At 57.1% G+C, this 17048-nt stretch carries 12 protein-coding genes and 1 tRNA gene; 11 read left to right on the forward strand and 2 right to left on the reverse strand.

Annotated elements, in window-relative coordinates:
• Positions 1-19 precede the first annotated feature (19 nt).
• Positions 20-490: a hypothetical protein gene (locus tag RB_RS04460; RefSeq protein WP_007332884.1), complete on the reverse strand. Its 471-nt coding sequence runs from the start codon at positions 488-490 to the stop codon at positions 20-22.
• Positions 491-862: 372 nt separating this feature from the next.
• Positions 863-1078 carry a hypothetical protein gene (locus RB_RS27850; RefSeq protein ID WP_007340739.1) on the reverse strand — a complete coding sequence of 72 codons (216 nt, stop codon included), beginning with the start codon at positions 1076-1078 and terminating at the stop codon, positions 863-865.
• Between the two features lie 81 nt (positions 1079-1159).
• Here RB_RS27850 and aroA point away from each other — a divergent pair, with 81 nt between their 5' ends.
• From aroA to RB_RS04545, 11 genes are all read left to right on the forward strand, one after another.
• Positions 1160-2551, forward strand: coding sequence for a 3-phosphoshikimate 1-carboxyvinyltransferase (aroA, locus tag RB_RS04475; protein ID WP_007332883.1), 1392 nt, complete (start codon positions 1160-1162; stop codon positions 2549-2551).
• 27 nt (positions 2552-2578) lie between these two features.
• Entirely contained in the window at positions 2579-3328 is a 750-nt protein-coding gene (locus tag RB_RS04480) for an N-formylglutamate amidohydrolase (protein WP_164922712.1), read from the forward strand.
• A 317-nt stretch (positions 3329-3645) separates the two neighbouring features.
• Positions 3646-4476 carry a hypothetical protein gene (locus tag RB_RS04485; RefSeq protein ID WP_164921516.1) on the forward strand — a complete coding sequence of 277 codons (831 nt, stop codon included), beginning with the start codon at positions 3646-3648 and terminating at the stop codon, positions 4474-4476.
• Between the two features lie 521 nt (positions 4477-4997).
• Complete coding sequence (locus RB_RS04500) at positions 4998-6023, forward strand: IS110 family RNA-guided transposase (RefSeq protein WP_011118756.1); 1026 nt, start codon at positions 4998-5000, stop codon at positions 6021-6023.
• Positions 6024-6828: 805 nt separating this feature from the next.
• The gene (locus RB_RS04515) at positions 6829-7575 is read left to right on the forward strand and encodes a ParA family protein (protein ID WP_011118760.1); all 747 of its coding nucleotides are present in this window, start codon (positions 6829-6831) and stop codon (positions 7573-7575) included.
• Positions 7568-8557 carry a ParB/RepB/Spo0J family partition protein gene (locus tag RB_RS04520; RefSeq protein ID WP_011118761.1) on the forward strand — a complete coding sequence of 330 codons (990 nt, stop codon included), beginning with the start codon at positions 7568-7570 and terminating at the stop codon, positions 8555-8557. The genes RB_RS04515 and RB_RS04520 overlap by 8 nt, the downstream gene beginning before the upstream one ends.
• 900 nt (positions 8558-9457) lie before the next feature.
• Positions 9458-11848, forward strand: a complete 2391-nt coding sequence (locus tag RB_RS04525; RefSeq protein ID WP_164922716.1) for a protein kinase domain-containing protein — start codon at positions 9458-9460, stop codon at positions 11846-11848.
• Positions 11849-12020: 172 nt separating this feature from the next.
• Positions 12021-12731 (forward strand): RNA polymerase sigma factor, encoded by a 711-nt coding sequence (locus RB_RS04530; protein ID WP_007328552.1) that lies wholly within the window; start codon positions 12021-12023, stop codon positions 12729-12731.
• Positions 12728-14260: an anti-sigma factor gene (locus RB_RS04535; RefSeq protein ID WP_011118766.1), complete on the forward strand. Its 1533-nt coding sequence runs from the start codon at positions 12728-12730 to the stop codon at positions 14258-14260. The genes RB_RS04530 and RB_RS04535 overlap by 4 nt, the downstream gene beginning before the upstream one ends.
• A 220-nt stretch (positions 14261-14480) precedes the next feature.
• On the forward strand, positions 14481-16445 hold the full coding sequence (locus RB_RS04540; RefSeq protein ID WP_011118768.1) for a BBP7 family outer membrane beta-barrel protein: 1965 nt from the start codon (positions 14481-14483) through the stop codon (positions 16443-16445).
• 156 nt (positions 16446-16601) lie between these two features.
• Positions 16602-16673, forward strand: a tRNA-Gln gene (locus RB_RS04545).
• The last annotated feature ends 375 nt before the right edge of the window (positions 16674-17048 follow it).

Consider the following 17048-nt stretch of genomic DNA (forward strand, 5'->3'; position numbering starts at 1 on the left):
TAGGAGCCGCCGAAGCTTGCTAATTCCAATCCGATTGGTTTTCGCGTGGTTCGACGTAACGGATATCTTGCAAATTCAGGCCCTCCAGACGCTTTTCCAGTTCCTCGAGCTCTGCTTTCTGTTGTTCCGGCGTTTTGTCGTTGTCGCGAGTCTCTTCGTCAAGCTTCCGTTGCTCGTCGTCGGACTTCTTTTGACGATCTTCACCCGAATCGGTAGCACTGTCGTTGTCGTAGCGTGATTGCGATCGGATGCGGCGATCGGCGGTTTCCGGATCCGTCCGGGCCTCAATATCAGCTGCTCGCACGCCACCGGGATCAAAGACACTGCCGACCCGGCCGGTTTCGCGAAGGGTTCTCTCCCAAGCACCGCCATAGGCTGGGTAGGCATCCATTTCGCAATCGGCGCACAATCGGCAGCCGGTTGATGGGACCACCAGCGTGACCAGCAAGATCAGCGAAAAAACGGCGGAGGCGGTTCTTCGAGCGGACATGTGGGTTCGGAGAGGTGAAAGGGGGGAGGTTGTGACGGGTGGGAAGGCGGGCGAGCGAAAACAATTGCTTCCAGCGTCCGTTTCCCGGGGCTTGAGCTCGACGATTGGCAAGCGGTTTGCAAAAACGTCAGGACACAAAACCCTCCACCATCCCTATCGGAATCCAGCAGATTTCGGGTGAGGTAATTTGGGGAGTTTTTGTCGATTATTTCGGTTGGTCCGAATTTTCCGGCAAAAATTTTGAAGTTCCGCTCAAGTTCGCTCTTCCACGAACCGGGGCAAACATGTGACAAGAGCGTTCCCGGCGAGCAAGGAACGCTCTCAACCGGTCTCTTCTTTTTGTTCCGCTTCACGCAGGATGCCAGTGATGCCTCAGTTGATTTTTTTGGCGACCGCCACCAGTGCCATCGGATTGCCTTTGATCGCATTGATCATGTTGATGGTCAGTAAATTGTCCGTGGGAGCTGCGGCCCGTCGTGCTGAACGGCGTTTTTTGGCATTATTGGTTATGATGAGCGTGATCACGGCCCATACCGTGACCACCAGCGAACCGACTTGGTTGATCCACACGGTGACCTTGGCGGTCATGATTGTTGGATCCCTTTGGATTCCCGGGCAGCATCCACCCCGGACTTCGTCCTCACCCGAACACCCGACTCTAGCCGGTTCATGAACTCGACCACCGAATCACCGTCCGACGCGATCGCCACTGTCCGAGTCATTCCCGGTGGTCCAGTCTGCGGTTCTATTCGGCCTCCCGGTAGCAAGAGTCTGACCAATCGAGCCCTGTTGATGGCCGCCTTCGGTCGTGGCACCAGTCAGCTAGAAGGTGCCTTGGTCAGCGAAGACACCCATGTCATGACGGATTCGCTCCGTAAGATTGGTGTCGAAATCGAGTCGCATGATGCCGGACGAACCCTCGTGGTCACCGGCGTCCAGTCCGCACCGGAATCGGACTCGCCGTACGATTTGTACATCGCTAACAGCGGAACGACGGTCCGGTTTTTGACCGCCGCTTTGTCCGCTCTGGGTGGCAACTATGTTCTGTCGGGTGTCCCCCGCATGCACGAGCGTCCCATCGGAGATTTGGTGGACGCTCTTTCGCCAGTCGTTGATGGTCGCATCGAAGCGGTCTCCGAAGGCGGTTGTCCGCCCGTTCATATTCAAACGGCGGGGTGGGCGAAGCATGAGCTGAGCGTTGCCGGCAGTGTGAGCAGTCAATATCTGAGCGGTTTGATGATGGCCGCGCCGCTGGCCAGTCGTCGCTCGAACCAGCCCGTTACGATCCGAGTCGTCGGCGAATTGGTCTCGCGTCCCTACGTTGAGATGACCGCCGATGCGATGCAGGTCTTTGGTGCGTCTGTCGAATTGCAGTGGCCGGCGGCTGCTCAGGACGATGTTCTGGTTCAAATCTCTGGCGACTACGACGCGATTGGTTGGTCAATTGAACCCGATGCTTCGGCAGCCAGTTATTTCTGGGCGGCCGCGGCAATCTCCGGCGGCGATGTCACCGTGAACGGGCTGAGTCGAGCAGCAACTCAGGGCGACGTCGCATTTGTCGATGTCTTGGAAATGATGGGTTGCCAAATCGAAGAAGGTGAAGATTCGATCCGCGTGATCGCAACGAATTTGCCCGGCGGCCAGCTTCGCGGTGTCGATGTCGACATGAATGCGATCAGCGACACGGTTCAAACGTTGGCGATGGTGGCGTTGTTCGCTAATTCGCCAACGCGCGTTCGTGGCGTCGCTCACAATCGGTTCAAAGAGACTGACCGGATTGGCGATCTGGCCAGCGAGCTTCGAAAGCTTGGGGCGACGATCCAGGAACATGACGACGGGATGACGATTCATCCGTTGAGTGAACCCGCTGTCAGCGACGAAAGTCCGGTACGCTTGGATACTTACCACGACCACCGAATGGCGATGAGCTTTTCGTTGGCGGGGCTGCGACTTGGCGGGATCGAGATCGAAAACCCCGCCTGCACCGGCAAGACCTATCCGAATTATTGGTCGGATTTGGAGCAGTTGATCGGCCGGGCACACCACTGGACGGCGGAATAATCCGGGAGAACAGAGATGGCTCTCTTAGTGACCTGCGACTCCGGAGGCGACCGGATCCCAGAATCACTGCGCGAGCCTTTGGCACATGCCGGGTGGAGGAATACCTTCGCAGGCGTCGATGCGGTCATCTCATCGCCGGCGTCCCGTCTGTCATTGCCGCTGGTCGATCGCGACGCCCATTTTGCTTCTCGGATCATTGCTGAGCACGCCGGGTGCGAATTGATAGCAAACCCCTTCCGGGCTGATTTGGTGGATGTCGGCCGATCGGTCCACCACCGCAATCTTTTTGCACCGGCGATTCGGAAGTTGCCAGCGAAGATTCGAAAATCAATTTTGTCGGAGATTCGCACCCCGTACCGGGATGCGGTCCGGCGCCGGGTGAGCGGCATGCTGCTGGAATTCCCGTATGTCGTTCATCTGTCCATTCGCACTTTCGCGGCTCGATCAGCGTCGGGGCAATGGCAGCGTGGCGACGTGGGGTTGCTCTACGATCCCGGGCGTGCCGATGAGCTGGATTGGTGCTTGGATCTATCCGACGAGCTGTATTTCGCGATGCCCGATCTTCGTGTCCGCCGAAATCATCCGGGCCGCGGGACGAATGATTCGCTCACGAAAGCGATGCGAAAGCACTTTTACGATGTGCATTACCTGGGCGTCGAAGTTGTACTGAATCGAGCATGGGCAGCTCGTCCGGTCCGTCGTCGACGCGAGGTCCTGCGAGTGCTCGCAAACGCGATTCGCGAAGTGACCCCCGAAGCGACACCCCAAGCCGCCTGATTCGGATCTAAAACCGTCGCTCGTAAGAATGTCGCTCGCTGGGGTCTCCAGCGAACCGAGCACTGAAAAAACAGTCAGCTCTCGGTGGGGGACCACCGAGCTGCAGGTTGCTTGGCGCCCGTTTATTCCGGTCGATGAAGCTATTCGCCCGGGACCTTTTCGTTTGCAGCGGTCGTGCGTCGGCAGAGAAATTGTTGCGTCTATAGCGACTCCCGGTGCCGATCAACTCGATAGGCACCCGCATGAAGCGATCGACGGTGCCATTTCATGGACGAAGCTGGAATGTTCTTTTCCCCCCCAGCCTTCGAGTCCTTCTCATGCGAAATCTCACCCTCGGCACGATCATCGTTGTCGGTGGCTTCCTCGCCGCGATTCCATTTCGTCGCGACGCGGTTCATCCTGAGTCTTCCGATCCCAACGCTTTGGCAACCGGTCCGACGTCGGCACCGTTCGCGATTGCCACGTCGGCTCCGCTCAATCCGCCTTGGGACACGGAACCTTCGCTGGCCGGTCAATCGGATTTGCCTTCCGGTCGTTCTGCATCGAACGGTTGGCCCAATCAATATCTGCCGGACCCGCCCAGCCAAGGTTTTGCCGCTCCTTCGCGTTCGGACGCCTTTGCCGCAACCGGTCCGGACACAATTCCGTCACGCCAGCCGGCTCGTCCACGCCGGGACGGTCGATTGCCGCTGACATACAACGATTTGGCGGTTCCGCTGAGCAATCCCCACTTCCCTGATCAACGATTCAATGCGTTGTCGGGATCGCCTTCGAATCCGTTGCCACGTCAGTCGATGCCGCCGATCGGCAAAGCAGAGGCTCGCGTTCACGGCGCGTCGTCACCAAGCGAGCAACAAGTCGCAGCTCAATCCGCGACGACCGCATCAGCAAATTTGGCATCCAGTCCGGCTGTTCACGAGGAGTCGACTCCGGCTCAGTTGGCCAGTTCGATTCCTGAATCTCGAATGAGGCCGGATACGCGGCAGCAAGTTCTTCGTCCGCCGACGATGGATCTGCATCGTTCGCCGTCCTCTCAAGAGTCAGCTCGGACGCGTTCCTTTCGAATCCCGGAAGTCGAAATGCCAGCGATGCCGCCAGCTCCCAGCGTGATGGAACGGCAACGTCATTGGATCCGGCAACCTGAGTGATCCGGTTTCTTCGGTTGCTTGGCAACCCGAGGGGTGACAGCCTGCTGATTGAATCGTATGCCGGATGGCAACAATTAGCCGATGGGCGTTTGCCGAATGGTACTTACTTCACACCCCCTCAAGGAGGTTGTGAATTTTTACGTGCATCGCCAGTAACGCCTTGAGAACCCCGCCCGTGCAGCGGGAGGGGTCGGAAAGCGAGCGTTCAGCGAGATTTCCGGGGGAGGGCAATCCGCGCCGTTTTCCATGCTCGGCCCCCTCCCTCGCGTACGCCTGAACGGCGTCGCTCGACCTAGTATATCGCTGTTGCTGAGTTTTAACTGTTTGTCAGTCGATTCGCTGTGACGACCATTGGGCAGTCGCTCTGCCGAAATGGTTGCTCGCTTGCAGATCGCTTTCGACCCTTTATTCGGCGTTCGCCAGTACGAGGGGGAGCTTGGTCGCAAGCGAGTTCTTTTACCCGAACGGTCGCCAGGTCGGCTTCTTAGCCAGACCGCATTTACTAGGCAGGGATTTGAAAGATGAATCGCGAAGCAACAACCATCAGCGTCAACGAAGCAACTCTTTCGAGAACCGGCTACCAGCGGGTCATTGGCGTCGACGTCGCCAAAGACAAACTCGACCTGTGTGACTCGCACGGGAAGATCACCGGCTCGATCAACAATGACCTCGATCACATCCACAAGCATTTGCTCGATCACATTGATCCAGCCTCTCGCACTTTGATCATTTGCGAATCGACAGCAAGTTACCACTTACTGATGATGGACGCCGCTCACGACAATTCGGTCGACGTCGCGGTGGTCAACGCGCGACAGGTCCGAGACTTTGCCAAAGGTCAGGGCCGGCTGGAGAAAACGGACCAGATCGATGCAGGTGTGCTCTGCCAATTCGGTCAGGATGTCAAAGTTCATCTGACGGCTCCTCGCACTGCTCAGCAGAAGCACCATACCGCCTTGGTCAATCGACGTGAGGCATTGCTGAAGATGCGTGGCCAGGAGCGGATGCGGTTGGAACACACCCATGACGCCGAGGCAATCAAGTTCCTTGAAGAGATGTTGGAAAACATCCAAAAGCAGCTCAAAAGCGTTGAAAAACGCCTCCATGAGATTCTCAAGGAGCTTGCCAAAGAGGATCCCAAGGTCGATATCCTGCTCAGTCACACCGGTGTCGGCAAAGTCACCGCGAGCGTGCTGCTCACTCGGTTGCCTGAATTGGGAACGCTGAACCGAAAGCAGGTGGCCAAGCTTGTTGGCGTCAGTCCGATTGCCAACCAGAGTGGCAGGAAGGATGGCAAGCGTCCGATTCGCGGCGGACGACAAGACGTACGCAACGCGATGTACATGGCGGCTAATTCGGCACGCAGACACGACCCGGCGACCAAGGCGTTTTACGAACGGCTTCGCCGCCAAGGCAAGCCCTTCAAGGTGGCGATGGTCGCTTGCATGCGGAAGATGCTTTCGACGCTCAATCAAATGGTTCGCAACGAAGAAACCTTTGACGCAACGAAGTACGCCTCCATGGCCGAGGTGCAATCCTGTTGCTAATCCACCCAAGCGTCGCCGCGAGTCCCTTTCGCCGAGCCCGATCGAGGTCGCACCGCCACAGGCAACCACCACGCGAAGTGAAAAGGGGGCAGCCGGGCATCGAAACAAGCCCGACAACCGGCTGCCCGACGTACTCGCGTGTTGCCACGCGGTACCAGTTTGCAAGTTTAATCAAAGCGAGCTTTTACCCAAGAGCCCGCCGTTAAGATGCTGCGCAGAGAACGCCATGGAATCAAAAATTTTATGATTTTTGATCGCTGACACTTGCCAGATTCATTACGGTCGCTCCCCCCAAACTTCGTTTCGGGAGAGGTGCATCATACAGAACTCCGCTGAAACGCGACCTCGACAATCTGCACGACCTCCCCAGGGGCGAGGGTGAAGTTGTAAAGTAAGTGCCATTCGGCGGAAGCCCCGGTTGGCCTTTGACTAACCGCCGCTAACGCGGTGCGGCTGTTTGAATCAACAGCCCGGTGAGCGAGGATCGATTGAAGCCTTGCTTCCCTCAATGGCCAACGGCCTTTTTCAACCTCGCCTGGGGCAACGCCTCAGGACGAGGAAAGCACACGCTCGTTTTGGCCAACGGCCAAACTCAGCTTCCCTGAGGCTATCTCGCTCGCCCAATTTCACACGAAACTCGCGCACGCAGAAACACGCCTGACAAGTCAAGGCCGGTTTCTTATGAAACCAGTCTTGTTTCGCGAGCTTTGTTTCACCTAGTTTCCCGCTTGTCCAAGGAGTTCCTTGGTCGGTCGGCAAACGGACTTGCCGGCAATGTGATTCATCCATCTCGGACGCATTCAACGTGGCGAAAATCTTGTCAGTCGTGAACCAGAAAGGAGGCGTTGGGAAGACCACCACATCGGTCAACCTTTCCGCCGCCCTGGCCATGTCTGGCAAGAAAACCTTGTTGGTCGACATCGACCCACAATGCAACGCCACGTCGGCTTTGGGCCAATCGCCCGCCGCACATCACGGATTGACGGGAACCGACTCGCTTCCTGATTCGATCGTCGAAACCGATGTGCCGCATCTTGGGTTGTTGCCCGGTAGTCGTTCTTTCCATGACGCAGACGTGCTTGCAGAAACCGGCGATCGTTCGACCGCTCGGGTCCGCAAGCATCTCGATAGCGTGATGAGCGAGTACGAATACATCTTGATCGATTGCCCGCCCAGTGCGGGAGCCATGACGGAAACGGCGCTCACTGCCAGCACCGAAGTGTTGATTCCGATCCAGTGCGAGTACTTCGCGATGGTCGGCGTCACACAACTGATTGGAACGATCAAGAAAGTCATCACCGCCACCGATGGTCGTCTGACCTTTGGCGGCATCCTGCTGACGATGTACGACGAATCTCTTGAATTGACCCGTGAAGTCGACGAAGAGGTCCGTGACTTCTTTGGCGACATCGTTTTCGAAAGTGTCGTGCCCCGGGACGTCGCGTTGTGCGAAGCCCCCAGCCACGGCCAAACCGTTTTCCAGTACGCCCCGCGAAGTCGCGGCGCGTTCGCTTATACCCAACTGTGCATGGAGGTACTGCAACGTGACTAACGCGACAACCAATCCAACGAACACCAGTAAAGCACCCGCTGGCAAAGACCGCCGTCTTGGAAAAGGCTTGGCGGCATTGTTGGGTGAGCCCATGGACGACATCGTTCCACCCGGCGAAACCAACAACGCTCCTAAACCAGGCGTTCAGTCGCTCGAGTTGCCGATTGATTCGGTCGAAGCCAACCCGTTTCAGCCGCGTCGTGAATTCAATCCCGACGAGATCGCTTCGCTGGCCGAATCGATCAAGAACCATCAGCAGTTGCAGCCGATCTTGGTTCGCATCGTTGACGGTCGCTACCAACTGATCAGCGGCGAACGTCGCTTGCGTGCGACCATCCACGCGGGTTTGAAAACCATCCGCGCCGAAGTTCGCGAAGCCGACGATCGCTTGGTCGCTGAGCTGGCGATCATCGAGAACTTGCAACGCAAGGACTTGAACGCGATCGAAAAAGCGATGTCGTTCAAACGCTACATCGATGAGCACAAGTGCAAACAAGATGACCTGGCTCGCCGCTTGAGCATCGACCGAAGCACGATTGCCAACCTCATGCGTTTGTTGGAGCTGCCTCAGCCAATCGTTGAGATGGTCACCAGCGGCGAATTGACCGCCGGACACGCTCGAGCTCTCTTGCCGATCGGCGAAGTCGAAGTGCAGGTCGCGACGGCCAAGAAGATTTTGGAAGAAGGTTGGAGCGTTCGCAAAACCGAGACCGGTGTTGCTGAATTGCTGCGTGCAGAAGAAGACAGCGACACCGGGTTGAAAGTCACCAACGTCTCTCGCCAGAAACGCAAGCCCGTTCCTCCGCACATCGAAGCGATGCAGCAAGAGATGCGGATGGTGTTCGGCACCAAGGTCGAGATCAAAGCCTCGGCTCGCAGCCGCGGGAAGATCACCATTCACTTCAGCGACGCAGAGGAGTTCGAACGCATTCGCGGCTTGCTCGGCGGCGTCAATCGCCCTCAGCTTCGCGTCGCGGGCTGATTGCATTCGGCTGAGCGGAAGACGCTTAGCAGGCTGTTGATTTATTGAGCCGCACCGCGTTAGCGGCGGTTGATTAGAGGCCAACCGGGGCTAACGCCCAACGGCTAATGATTGTCATTCGGTATGCGACTAAATCAACAGCCTGTTAGCTATCGAGTATTCACCTGGCCGGCGTGGTGTCGCAGATTCAAGTCTGTCACCACGTCGGTTTTTTTGTGCCCCCGTCCCGTTCTCGAAGGTGGTGGACCGCTAGATTCCGTAGGTTGGGCTTCCAAGCCCGACAAGCACAGCAACGCAACCAATCTCCGCTCTCCAAAGAAAGCCGTGCAGCTTCTAAGTTGTTGTCTTGCAAGTTGATTGCCTTCACCCTCCCCATGGGAGGGTCGAGCGAAGCGAGAGGAGGGCTCAGCACTGAATCCAGCCCGCAACCCTCCTCGACCGCGAAGCGGGGCGACCCTAAGCACGTGAGCGGGAGTCGTTGGGCTTGATCACGTAGCGGCGTCTCTCCGAGACGCTGTCATTTGCGACTCTCAGAGAGGCTCGCCTACGTGAGGTTCTTCTACCCGATCATTCCTGCCGACCTGCTTCGTGGATCGATTCCAAAGGGTGGGGGAAGCAAAGCGGCACGACCTCGAAGCGGGGCGATGGAGCTAGGGGAATTTGAATAGGAGCGTTTGGCTTCGTCGGGCTTGGAAGCCCAACGTACTGGGTGGATGAATGTGGCGTGGGATCGTGCTCCCCCGAGCGGTCGAAGCGTCCAGGCAAACTTATCGGGCTCGATCGGCTGATTTCCGGAGGATGCCTGGGTGAATTCTGCTCTTGGGCCTACGTGGGCGGTACCCCGCCGTCTAAAATCATGTGCGCGAATGATCGGCAACGTGGCCGGAGTTTTCGCGGGTGATGCCCCCTTCGGACGTGTTGATGTCCAGCCTGATTGAAACAATTGAAGTCGACGCCGCTCTGGCAAACCGTTTGGCAGAGATGCCTGCCGACTCGCAGACCCTCACGCTTTCCCTCGATGCAATCGCAAACGGTGGTTCGACCGCGGGTGTGTTGCAGCATCCTAGCTGGGCTCGGAATCCGCATCTCCTGACGCCACTGCAGTCGACCGGTGCTGATGATTCTGAGGATGAGTTGTCAGAAACCATCGAGGTCTCCGGCAGCGTCGGACCTGTCGAAGGATCCTCGCCGGCTGGTGGGAATCTCTTGTCGAACGATCCGATCGATGGCCAGTCGGCGCTTGCAAGTTGCGAAGGCTTCTTGCCGCCTCGTCGGATTGCGATGTTGAGCTCGGACCCGACCAAGGCTGACTGCGTGTCGTTGAAGGATGTCGAGTATCGATTGATCGGAACGCTGGGAAGTGGTGGTACCGGGATCGTCTATCAAGCTCACCAACGCGCAATCGATCGCGAGGTTGCTATCAAGGTGCTCCGGCGTGAACTGGCGACCGACGCTTCTTCGCGAGGAAGGTTCTTGGCAGAGGCCCGCGTGATTGGTGCGTTGGATCACCCCAACGTGATCGCCCTGCATGATCTGTGCATTGATGACGAAGGTCAGCTGTTCTATTCGATGAAGCGTGTCGATGGAGCGAGTTGGGACCAGCAAATAGATACGCTTTCTTTGGAAAAAAACCTCAACATCTTGCTGCGAGTTGCCGATGCGATTCGTTACGCCCATTCGCGAGGACTCGTCCATCGCGATTTGAAGCCCGAGAACGTGATGCTTGGTCGCTTCGGCGAAGTCTTGGTGGCCGACTGGGGGCTGGCGCTCAGCAAGTCCTCGCTGACGCCATCGTCCGCGGTGCCCAGCACCGATTCGCATCACGCGATTGGTGGCACACCGGCCTACATGGCACCGGAACTGGCAGCGGGTGATCTGTTTGGCATCACCTACGCCACCGACATCTATCTGCTCGGCGCGATCCTCTTTCGTGTGGTCACGGGTTTCCCGCCACACCACGGCAAGAGCCTGCTGGCTTGCATTCGCGCGGCGGCGAACAACAAGATCGAACCCATTCCAGAGAACCTCGGCGACACCGAGTTGGAACTGATTCAAATCGCACACAAGGCGATGGCGACCGAGCCGCTCGACCGATTCACTTCGGTGGAGGAATTGATCGAAGCGATCGAGGGGCACCGTTCGCACGAAGCCAGTGATCGATTGGTGCGTCGCGCGAAACGTCGTTTGGCTGAACTGGACGAACTGGATGCGGTTGAAGATCCCAACAAGGAAAAGGGCTCGTCTGGTTTGCGAGCCGATCGCTACGAGCGTTTCGCGGCCGTCGATGCCCTGCTTCGTGAAGCGATCGAGATTTGGCCGGACAACCGACGAGCGATCGACACGCTACGCAGCACTCAACTGGAATTCGCTCGCACCGCCACCGCTCAAGGTGACTTGGATTTAGCGTTGGTGTTGTACGAGTCCGCCGGGCAATCCAACAGCGAAGCGGCGGCACGGGTTCGCAAGCAACGTGATCGCCGAGAACGGGTTCGTGAGAGCCAAGCGAAGTACTCGACCTTGTTCACTCATTCGCCCGATGCCGGTCTGCTGATTCGGTGGTCCGACGGCGTGGTGATGGAAGCCAACACGGCGTGCTTGGAACTGTTGGGCTACGAAAAGGAAGAAGTGGTCGGCGAAAAGATGACGTCGCTGACGATTTGGGCGTGCCCGATGGCTCGTGAAAAGTTCATTGATCAACTGGCCCGCGAAGGTCAGATCGACAACTTCGAAACCCAGTTCGTTCCCAAGCAAACCAAGTTGGAAAACCCGATCTGCGACGATCACCCGGTGGATCGAAGCGAAGTCAAAGGCTTGATTGATGTTCTGATCAGCTCTCGGACGGTTCAATTGGCCGGCGAAGAGATGCTGTTGTCGACCGTTCGTGACATTTCTGCTCGCAAAGCCGCCGAGCATGATTTGGAATATTCACGCCGGCGGTTGCGAGACCTTCAGCGTTTGGCGGGGTTAGGTAGTTGGTCGTTCACCTTGCAATCGCAAGCGATCCATTGGTCAGAAGAAGCTTTTCGGGTGACCGGGCGAGATGTTCGTCGCGGGTCCCCGAATTACAACGAATTCGTCGCGTCGATTCACCCCGACGATCGCGAATCGCTTCAGATAGCCATCGAACGCAGCGTGACCCAAGGGACTTCGTATCAGTTGAAGTTTCGCTATCGTGACGACCAAGGCAAATATCGAAAGCTGTTCACGCGAGGGAATCCGGTCTTTGACGCGGATGACAACGTGATCGAGATTTACGGCATCTTGCAACATGTCGCGGCCGGCGGTGGCTGATTCAGTCATTCCTGCGGTCGGCAAAATTCCTTTGCCGACAAATTCGCGTTCGTGTTCCGTTATGCTGAAAATTGGTTTCCTGCCGAACCGGAACACACTTTTGTTTTGCTGACCCACCCTACCCTTTTTCCTCCCCTTCAGTGCCCTGACATCGCCGACCCAATCCACCGTCTTGCGTTACACGCAATCTGATCCCGATGTGCGGTTGATGCTGCGCGTAAAAGAGGACGATGCGGGCGCGTTTGAGGAATTGGTTCGTCGTTACCAAGCAAGATTGGTTCGATTGATGCAACATTTGGCACCGCGAGGAGGACTGGCTGAGGACTTGGCTCAAGAAACATTTTTGCGTGTCTATCGGGCTCGCCAAAGTTACACGCCTGGCGCTAAGTTCTCGACTTGGTTGTTCACGATCGCGGGCAACGTTGCACGCAATTCAAAACGAACCGCATCGCGACGACATGAAACCAGCGAAGTGGATTCGCAACGCGGCGCGGATGACTCGGACGATGCTCCGTTTTTGGCGGTGACCGCGGTCGATAGCAGTGGATTGATGCCGACACGCCAAGTCGAGGGCGACGAACGAGCGTCGATCGTTCGTTCGGCGGTCGCGTCGTTGAACGAGCGTCAGCGGATGGCGCTGATCCTGTCTCGGTTTGAAAACATGAGCTACGTCGAAATCGCGGAAACGATGGGGCTCAGCACCAAGGCCGTGAAGTCGCTGCTCAGCCGTGCCCGTGTCAGTTTGAAAGAGGCTTTGACGCCGTACATCGAATCCGGACAACTCGGCGGAACGTTCGACCCAGCGATGTCGTTGCCGTCGATCAAAATCGACCACAATTCCAAACAGCCCACCGGTGAAGTTGTCGAGGAGGATCCATCATGAATGATCCGAAACGTTCGCTTGACAACAAATCCAATCCATCCAATTCAAATTCCAACGACACCGGTCAAGCATCGGGTGACAGAACCCTTTCGATGGCAATCCCAACCGAAAAACAATCGCGATCCGATCAGGGCTTTGATCCCGACAATGTGACGCTGCGCGAGATGCCAGTCGATCGTGATGATGAGCAACTGGTGGCGTATCTGGATGGTGAGCTGTCAGGCAAAGAACGAGCTGAGCTCGAAGATCGTTTGATTGATGAAGAGTCGCTACGCCTTCGTTTGCAGGGGCTGCAACGAGGGTGGGATATGTTGGACGTGCTTCCGACACCCGTCGCCGATGAGCGTTCGGTTCAAACGACGTTGGAAATGGTGGTCCGTGATCTCACGCGTGCCTCGATGGGGACCGAACCGGCCGCATCCGTCAATGGCAGCGTCAGCCTGGATGCCCTGCCCCAACAACGCAGACGAAAATGGCTGCGACGCGTGGGGGTCTTCGGTGTTCTCGCTTTGATTGTCTCCGCGTTGGTGACGTGGCGTTGGCAAGCGATGGCTCGCGAGCAACAACTCGCCGACCTTCCAATCGCGATTGACCACCAAGCTTATGCCAGTACCGACGACTTGGATCTGATTCGAGAACTCGAGCAGTCACCCGATTGGATGACTCTCGCCAGTCGTTCGGCAACGGAAGATTTGGAGCGTTTGGTCGACCAGTACGGTGGGACCGACGAATTGCTCGACGCCATTTCGGAACTGGACGACGAACAGCGTGCAACCGCGTACCGTCGCTGGGACACGTTCAATAACTTGTCGCCTCAAGCACGCGAGACAACTCGCAAACGAGCCAAACGAGTGGCTGAAACCGAGGACTCGCAGAAACTGTTGGCGACAATGCGAGCCTATTCGCGTTGGAAGGAACAACTCAGCCGCGACACGCTCGCGTCGATCGAAAGTCAAACCGGCGAATCGCGGCGGCTGGCAATTGAAGAGGGCGTTCGTGAAACGATGAACGTCATCGGGCGAGTGACGGCGAAGGGATTGAGTGATGAAACGATCGAGCGGATCGCTTTCACCATGCGGCAAATCGTTGAAGAACGTGTTGAGGACGAAGAACCCGCCGCCATGAGAATGATGGAATGGTTCCGTCGCTACGGCCGTGGCGAGACCGATGAGTTGACCGCCTATCATTTCATCGCGCATTCGATCGTTGGTGATTCGCGACGACGTCATAATTCGAGAGACAGACGACGTGGCCCTGAATCACCACCGTTGTCGCTAAGTGAGTTGCACAAAATCGAAATCATGCTGCCACAGGATGATTTGGAGTTGCTGCGAACGGTTTCGGCCAACGCGTGGTTCCGATCAATGGTGATCCGTGATTGGGCCGAGGAAGCGTTGCGACGTCGTGGTCGGCCGGATGCCGAGTTGAAAACGTTGCAACAGGCCTACCAAGAGGCCTCGGCGGATCAAAAGGAAGTGTTGGACCTGCTGCCGCCGGGTGAAGTTCGCGATCGTCTGCTTCGTCCATAGCGACGAATTTGCTGCGTTCCGTTCGATGTCTCGTTGCTGAGATGCTGTGCTTTTGCATCCTTCTCACGTGAAACTCACGCACGCGATTTTCTTTCCGACTTGATCTTTTCTGCTCAAGTTTGCTACCCCGAAAGCCGACGCACCAGCGATTGCCGTTGACGCTACGCAATCGCTTCGCAATTCACGGTTCCACTCGGAGCCTCGGAAGGCTGGATAGCACATGAACGACCACACGATTCGACGACGATTTGGACCCGGAAGCATGTTGCTGTGCGCATGCATGGCCATCCCTTTCGCGATGTCACCAAGCATCAGTCGGGCTCAGGAAACCACCGAGAAATCGAAGTCCAACTTCTTCCCGTTTCCCATTCGATTCGGAATGAAGTCGGAGGCGGAGATCAAAGGCAAAACCGTTCCGGTCCAGCAGACGCCCCAGGCAAGCGTGCCCGCAAAGGCATCTTCATCGTCGGCAAGTTCGCTGCGACGGATTCCAGTGAAGCGTCAGCTGACCAAACCAAAGCATGCCGCGTTTGACGATTCACACGAAGACGATGGAAATCTGACAGTCACCCAGGTCCAGCACATCGACGCGAGTGGCGTCCGATCTTCTCGCGTGAAGTTGCCCGCCGATGGTCGCGTCGTCGTTCCTGGCACCGATGGTTTGCCGCACTTTGAAACGCCTGGTGAAGTGACCAGTGTCGAAATCTTGGACGCGGATGGGAATCCAATCAGCAGCGAACTGCAAGAAGGCGAATACTACTACGGCTCACAACCTGCCCCGGTGCGAGTCGGTCAACCATTGCCAGGAACCTTGTCGGTGCCCGCGCGGACTGCGCAAGCCCCGATGAATCGTTTTGTGCCACACTCGGTCGATGGAGAAATGATCGATGGAGTCGTCGTTGATGGCGAGTGGATGGACGAACAAGGAAACTATGTTGGCGAAATGGGCGAGTCGTACATCGAAGGCGAGAGCATTTTGATGGAAGGCGACTCATACGGCCACGCGGCCACCTGCGATGAATGCGGCGGTGGATGCGTCGGTGCTTGCGATGAACGAATTGACGCCCGCGTGCGCGTTCTCGCCTACGCCCTGTCTGATCCGCTGCACGATCTTTGGATCCGAGCGGACTACATGCATCTTTTCGTGGACGGACAAAATGCACCGTCGTTGGTGACCACCGCTCGCGCCGGAACCGCTCGAGATGACGCCGGCGAGATCGGACAGGTTGGTACCCGAACGTTGTACGGTGGAATGCTGGACGACGATGGTCGCAATGCCGGACGGTTTGAAATCGGTCGCTATCTCGGTGACACGGGGCTGGCGATTTCAGGATCGATTCTTTTCTCGGAGGATGTTTCCAGTCGATTCTTCGCTGACGGTTCGCAATATTCCATCTTGGCTCGGCCCTACGTCGACGTCACACCCGGTGGCACTGATAACGGTGAGGCCGCGGATTTGATTCATTTCAACAATCATTTGCGAGGCAGCATTTCCGTCGATTCGTCGACCGAATTTGGCGGGGCCGACGCCTTGGTGCGAGCTCTGTTGATCAATTCGCGTGGGCGACAAATGGAATCGTTTGTTGGCTACCGCTTCTTGCAACTCGACGACAGTTTGACCATCCATGACGAACGCAGGGCACTTGTTGACGGCGGAGGCATGCAAGCCGGTTCGTTGTTGGAACAGACCGATAGCTTCTCCGTCGAAAACCGTTTCCACGGTGCAACCATGGGGATCCGTTCAACCACGTCCGGCCCCGTCTGGTCGTTCAACACCGCCGTGCAGTTAGGAATCGGAGTCACGCACAGCAGCGTGGCGGCATCTGGAGCATCCGTCAGTACCGAACCGCAAGCTGGGGGCGGTGTCATCACCAGCAGATCGGACACAGGTTTGTTGGTTCGATCCACCAATTCAGGGGTCAGAGAATTCGACGCGTTGTCGGTGGCTCCGGAAATTCAGTTGTCGGTGACGCGGCACTTCTGGAACGACTGGGACGTCACGATCGGATACCAATTTTTGTATCTCAGTCGCGTGCTGAGGGCAGCTGAGCAGATCGACCCCCTGCTGAACAAAAGCGATCTGACGATCGGGGGATTCGAAGGCAGTCGTCGACCGGACGCCACGGGAACGTACAACGATTTGTTGGCACACGGGATCACATTTGGAGTCTTCCATCCGTTCTGAGAGGGGCAAATCGAGCGTGGAATTCAAGAGAAACTCGGCAAAATCGGTGCGTTCGAACGACCGAAAAAAATTCCGCAGCGAACCCGCTGGAATCGGCCAGACTCCTCTTTAGCAACCAAGCAACGCGTGCTAAACTTCCCGCTCAGTCGCACCCACTACCCCGTGGTGTAATTGGCAACACAGCTGGTTTTGGTCCAGCCATTCTAGGTTCGAGTCCTAGCGGGGTAGCTTATTGGCAAGACACTAAGAGCCGATTGAAGACACACCCAGTTATTTGCGGGGTTTTCTTCAATCGGCTTTTTTCGTGTCGCGGATTGTCCGCGTTTGCCCTGTGCAGTCGGCGGAGTGGGGCGTCTTCTTCGTTCGCCGGCGGATGGCTGGCATTGAGATCGACATCGTTTTGCTGCGGTCTGAACTCTGCGGGCTTTCAGGTGCTTGGGATGTCATCCTCGGGCGTCTTGAACAGGTGACTTGAGCGTCGGCCAGGCAATCGGGGCTCACCCCACGACCGGCGAAGCAGCCCGGAGCCGAAGGCGACTCAATCGCCGCGTCCACGCGATGTCGTATCCTGATTGGACGGCCGGTCCGATCGCCTGACGCGGA

It is taken from the genome of Rhodopirellula baltica SH 1 (genome assembly GCF_000196115.1).
GTDB classification, from domain to species: domain Bacteria; phylum Planctomycetota; class Planctomycetia; order Pirellulales; family Pirellulaceae; genus Rhodopirellula; species Rhodopirellula baltica.

Coding starts and splice junctions, on each gene's coding strand:
- RB_RS04540 (WP_011118768.1), top strand. CDS start 14,481: ATGAACGACCACACGATTCGACGACGATTTGGACCCGGAAGCATGTTG.
- RB_RS27850 (WP_007340739.1), bottom strand. CDS start 1,078: ATGACCGCCAAGGTCACCGTGTGGATCAACCAAGTCGGTTCGCTGGTG.
- RB_RS04525 (WP_164922716.1), top strand. CDS start 9,458: ATGCCCCCTTCGGACGTGTTGATGTCCAGCCTGATTGAAACAATTGAA.
- RB_RS04460 (WP_007332884.1), bottom strand. CDS start 490: ATGTCCGCTCGAAGAACCGCCTCCGCCGTTTTTTCGCTGATCTTGCTG.
- RB_RS04485 (WP_164921516.1), top strand. CDS start 3,646: ATGCGAAATCTCACCCTCGGCACGATCATCGTTGTCGGTGGCTTCCTC.
- aroA (WP_007332883.1), top strand. CDS start 1,160: ATGAACTCGACCACCGAATCACCGTCCGACGCGATCGCCACTGTCCGA.
- RB_RS04500 (WP_011118756.1), top strand. CDS start 4,998: ATGAATCGCGAAGCAACAACCATCAGCGTCAACGAAGCAACTCTTTCG.
- RB_RS04535 (WP_011118766.1), top strand. CDS start 12,728: ATGAATGATCCGAAACGTTCGCTTGACAACAAATCCAATCCATCCAAT.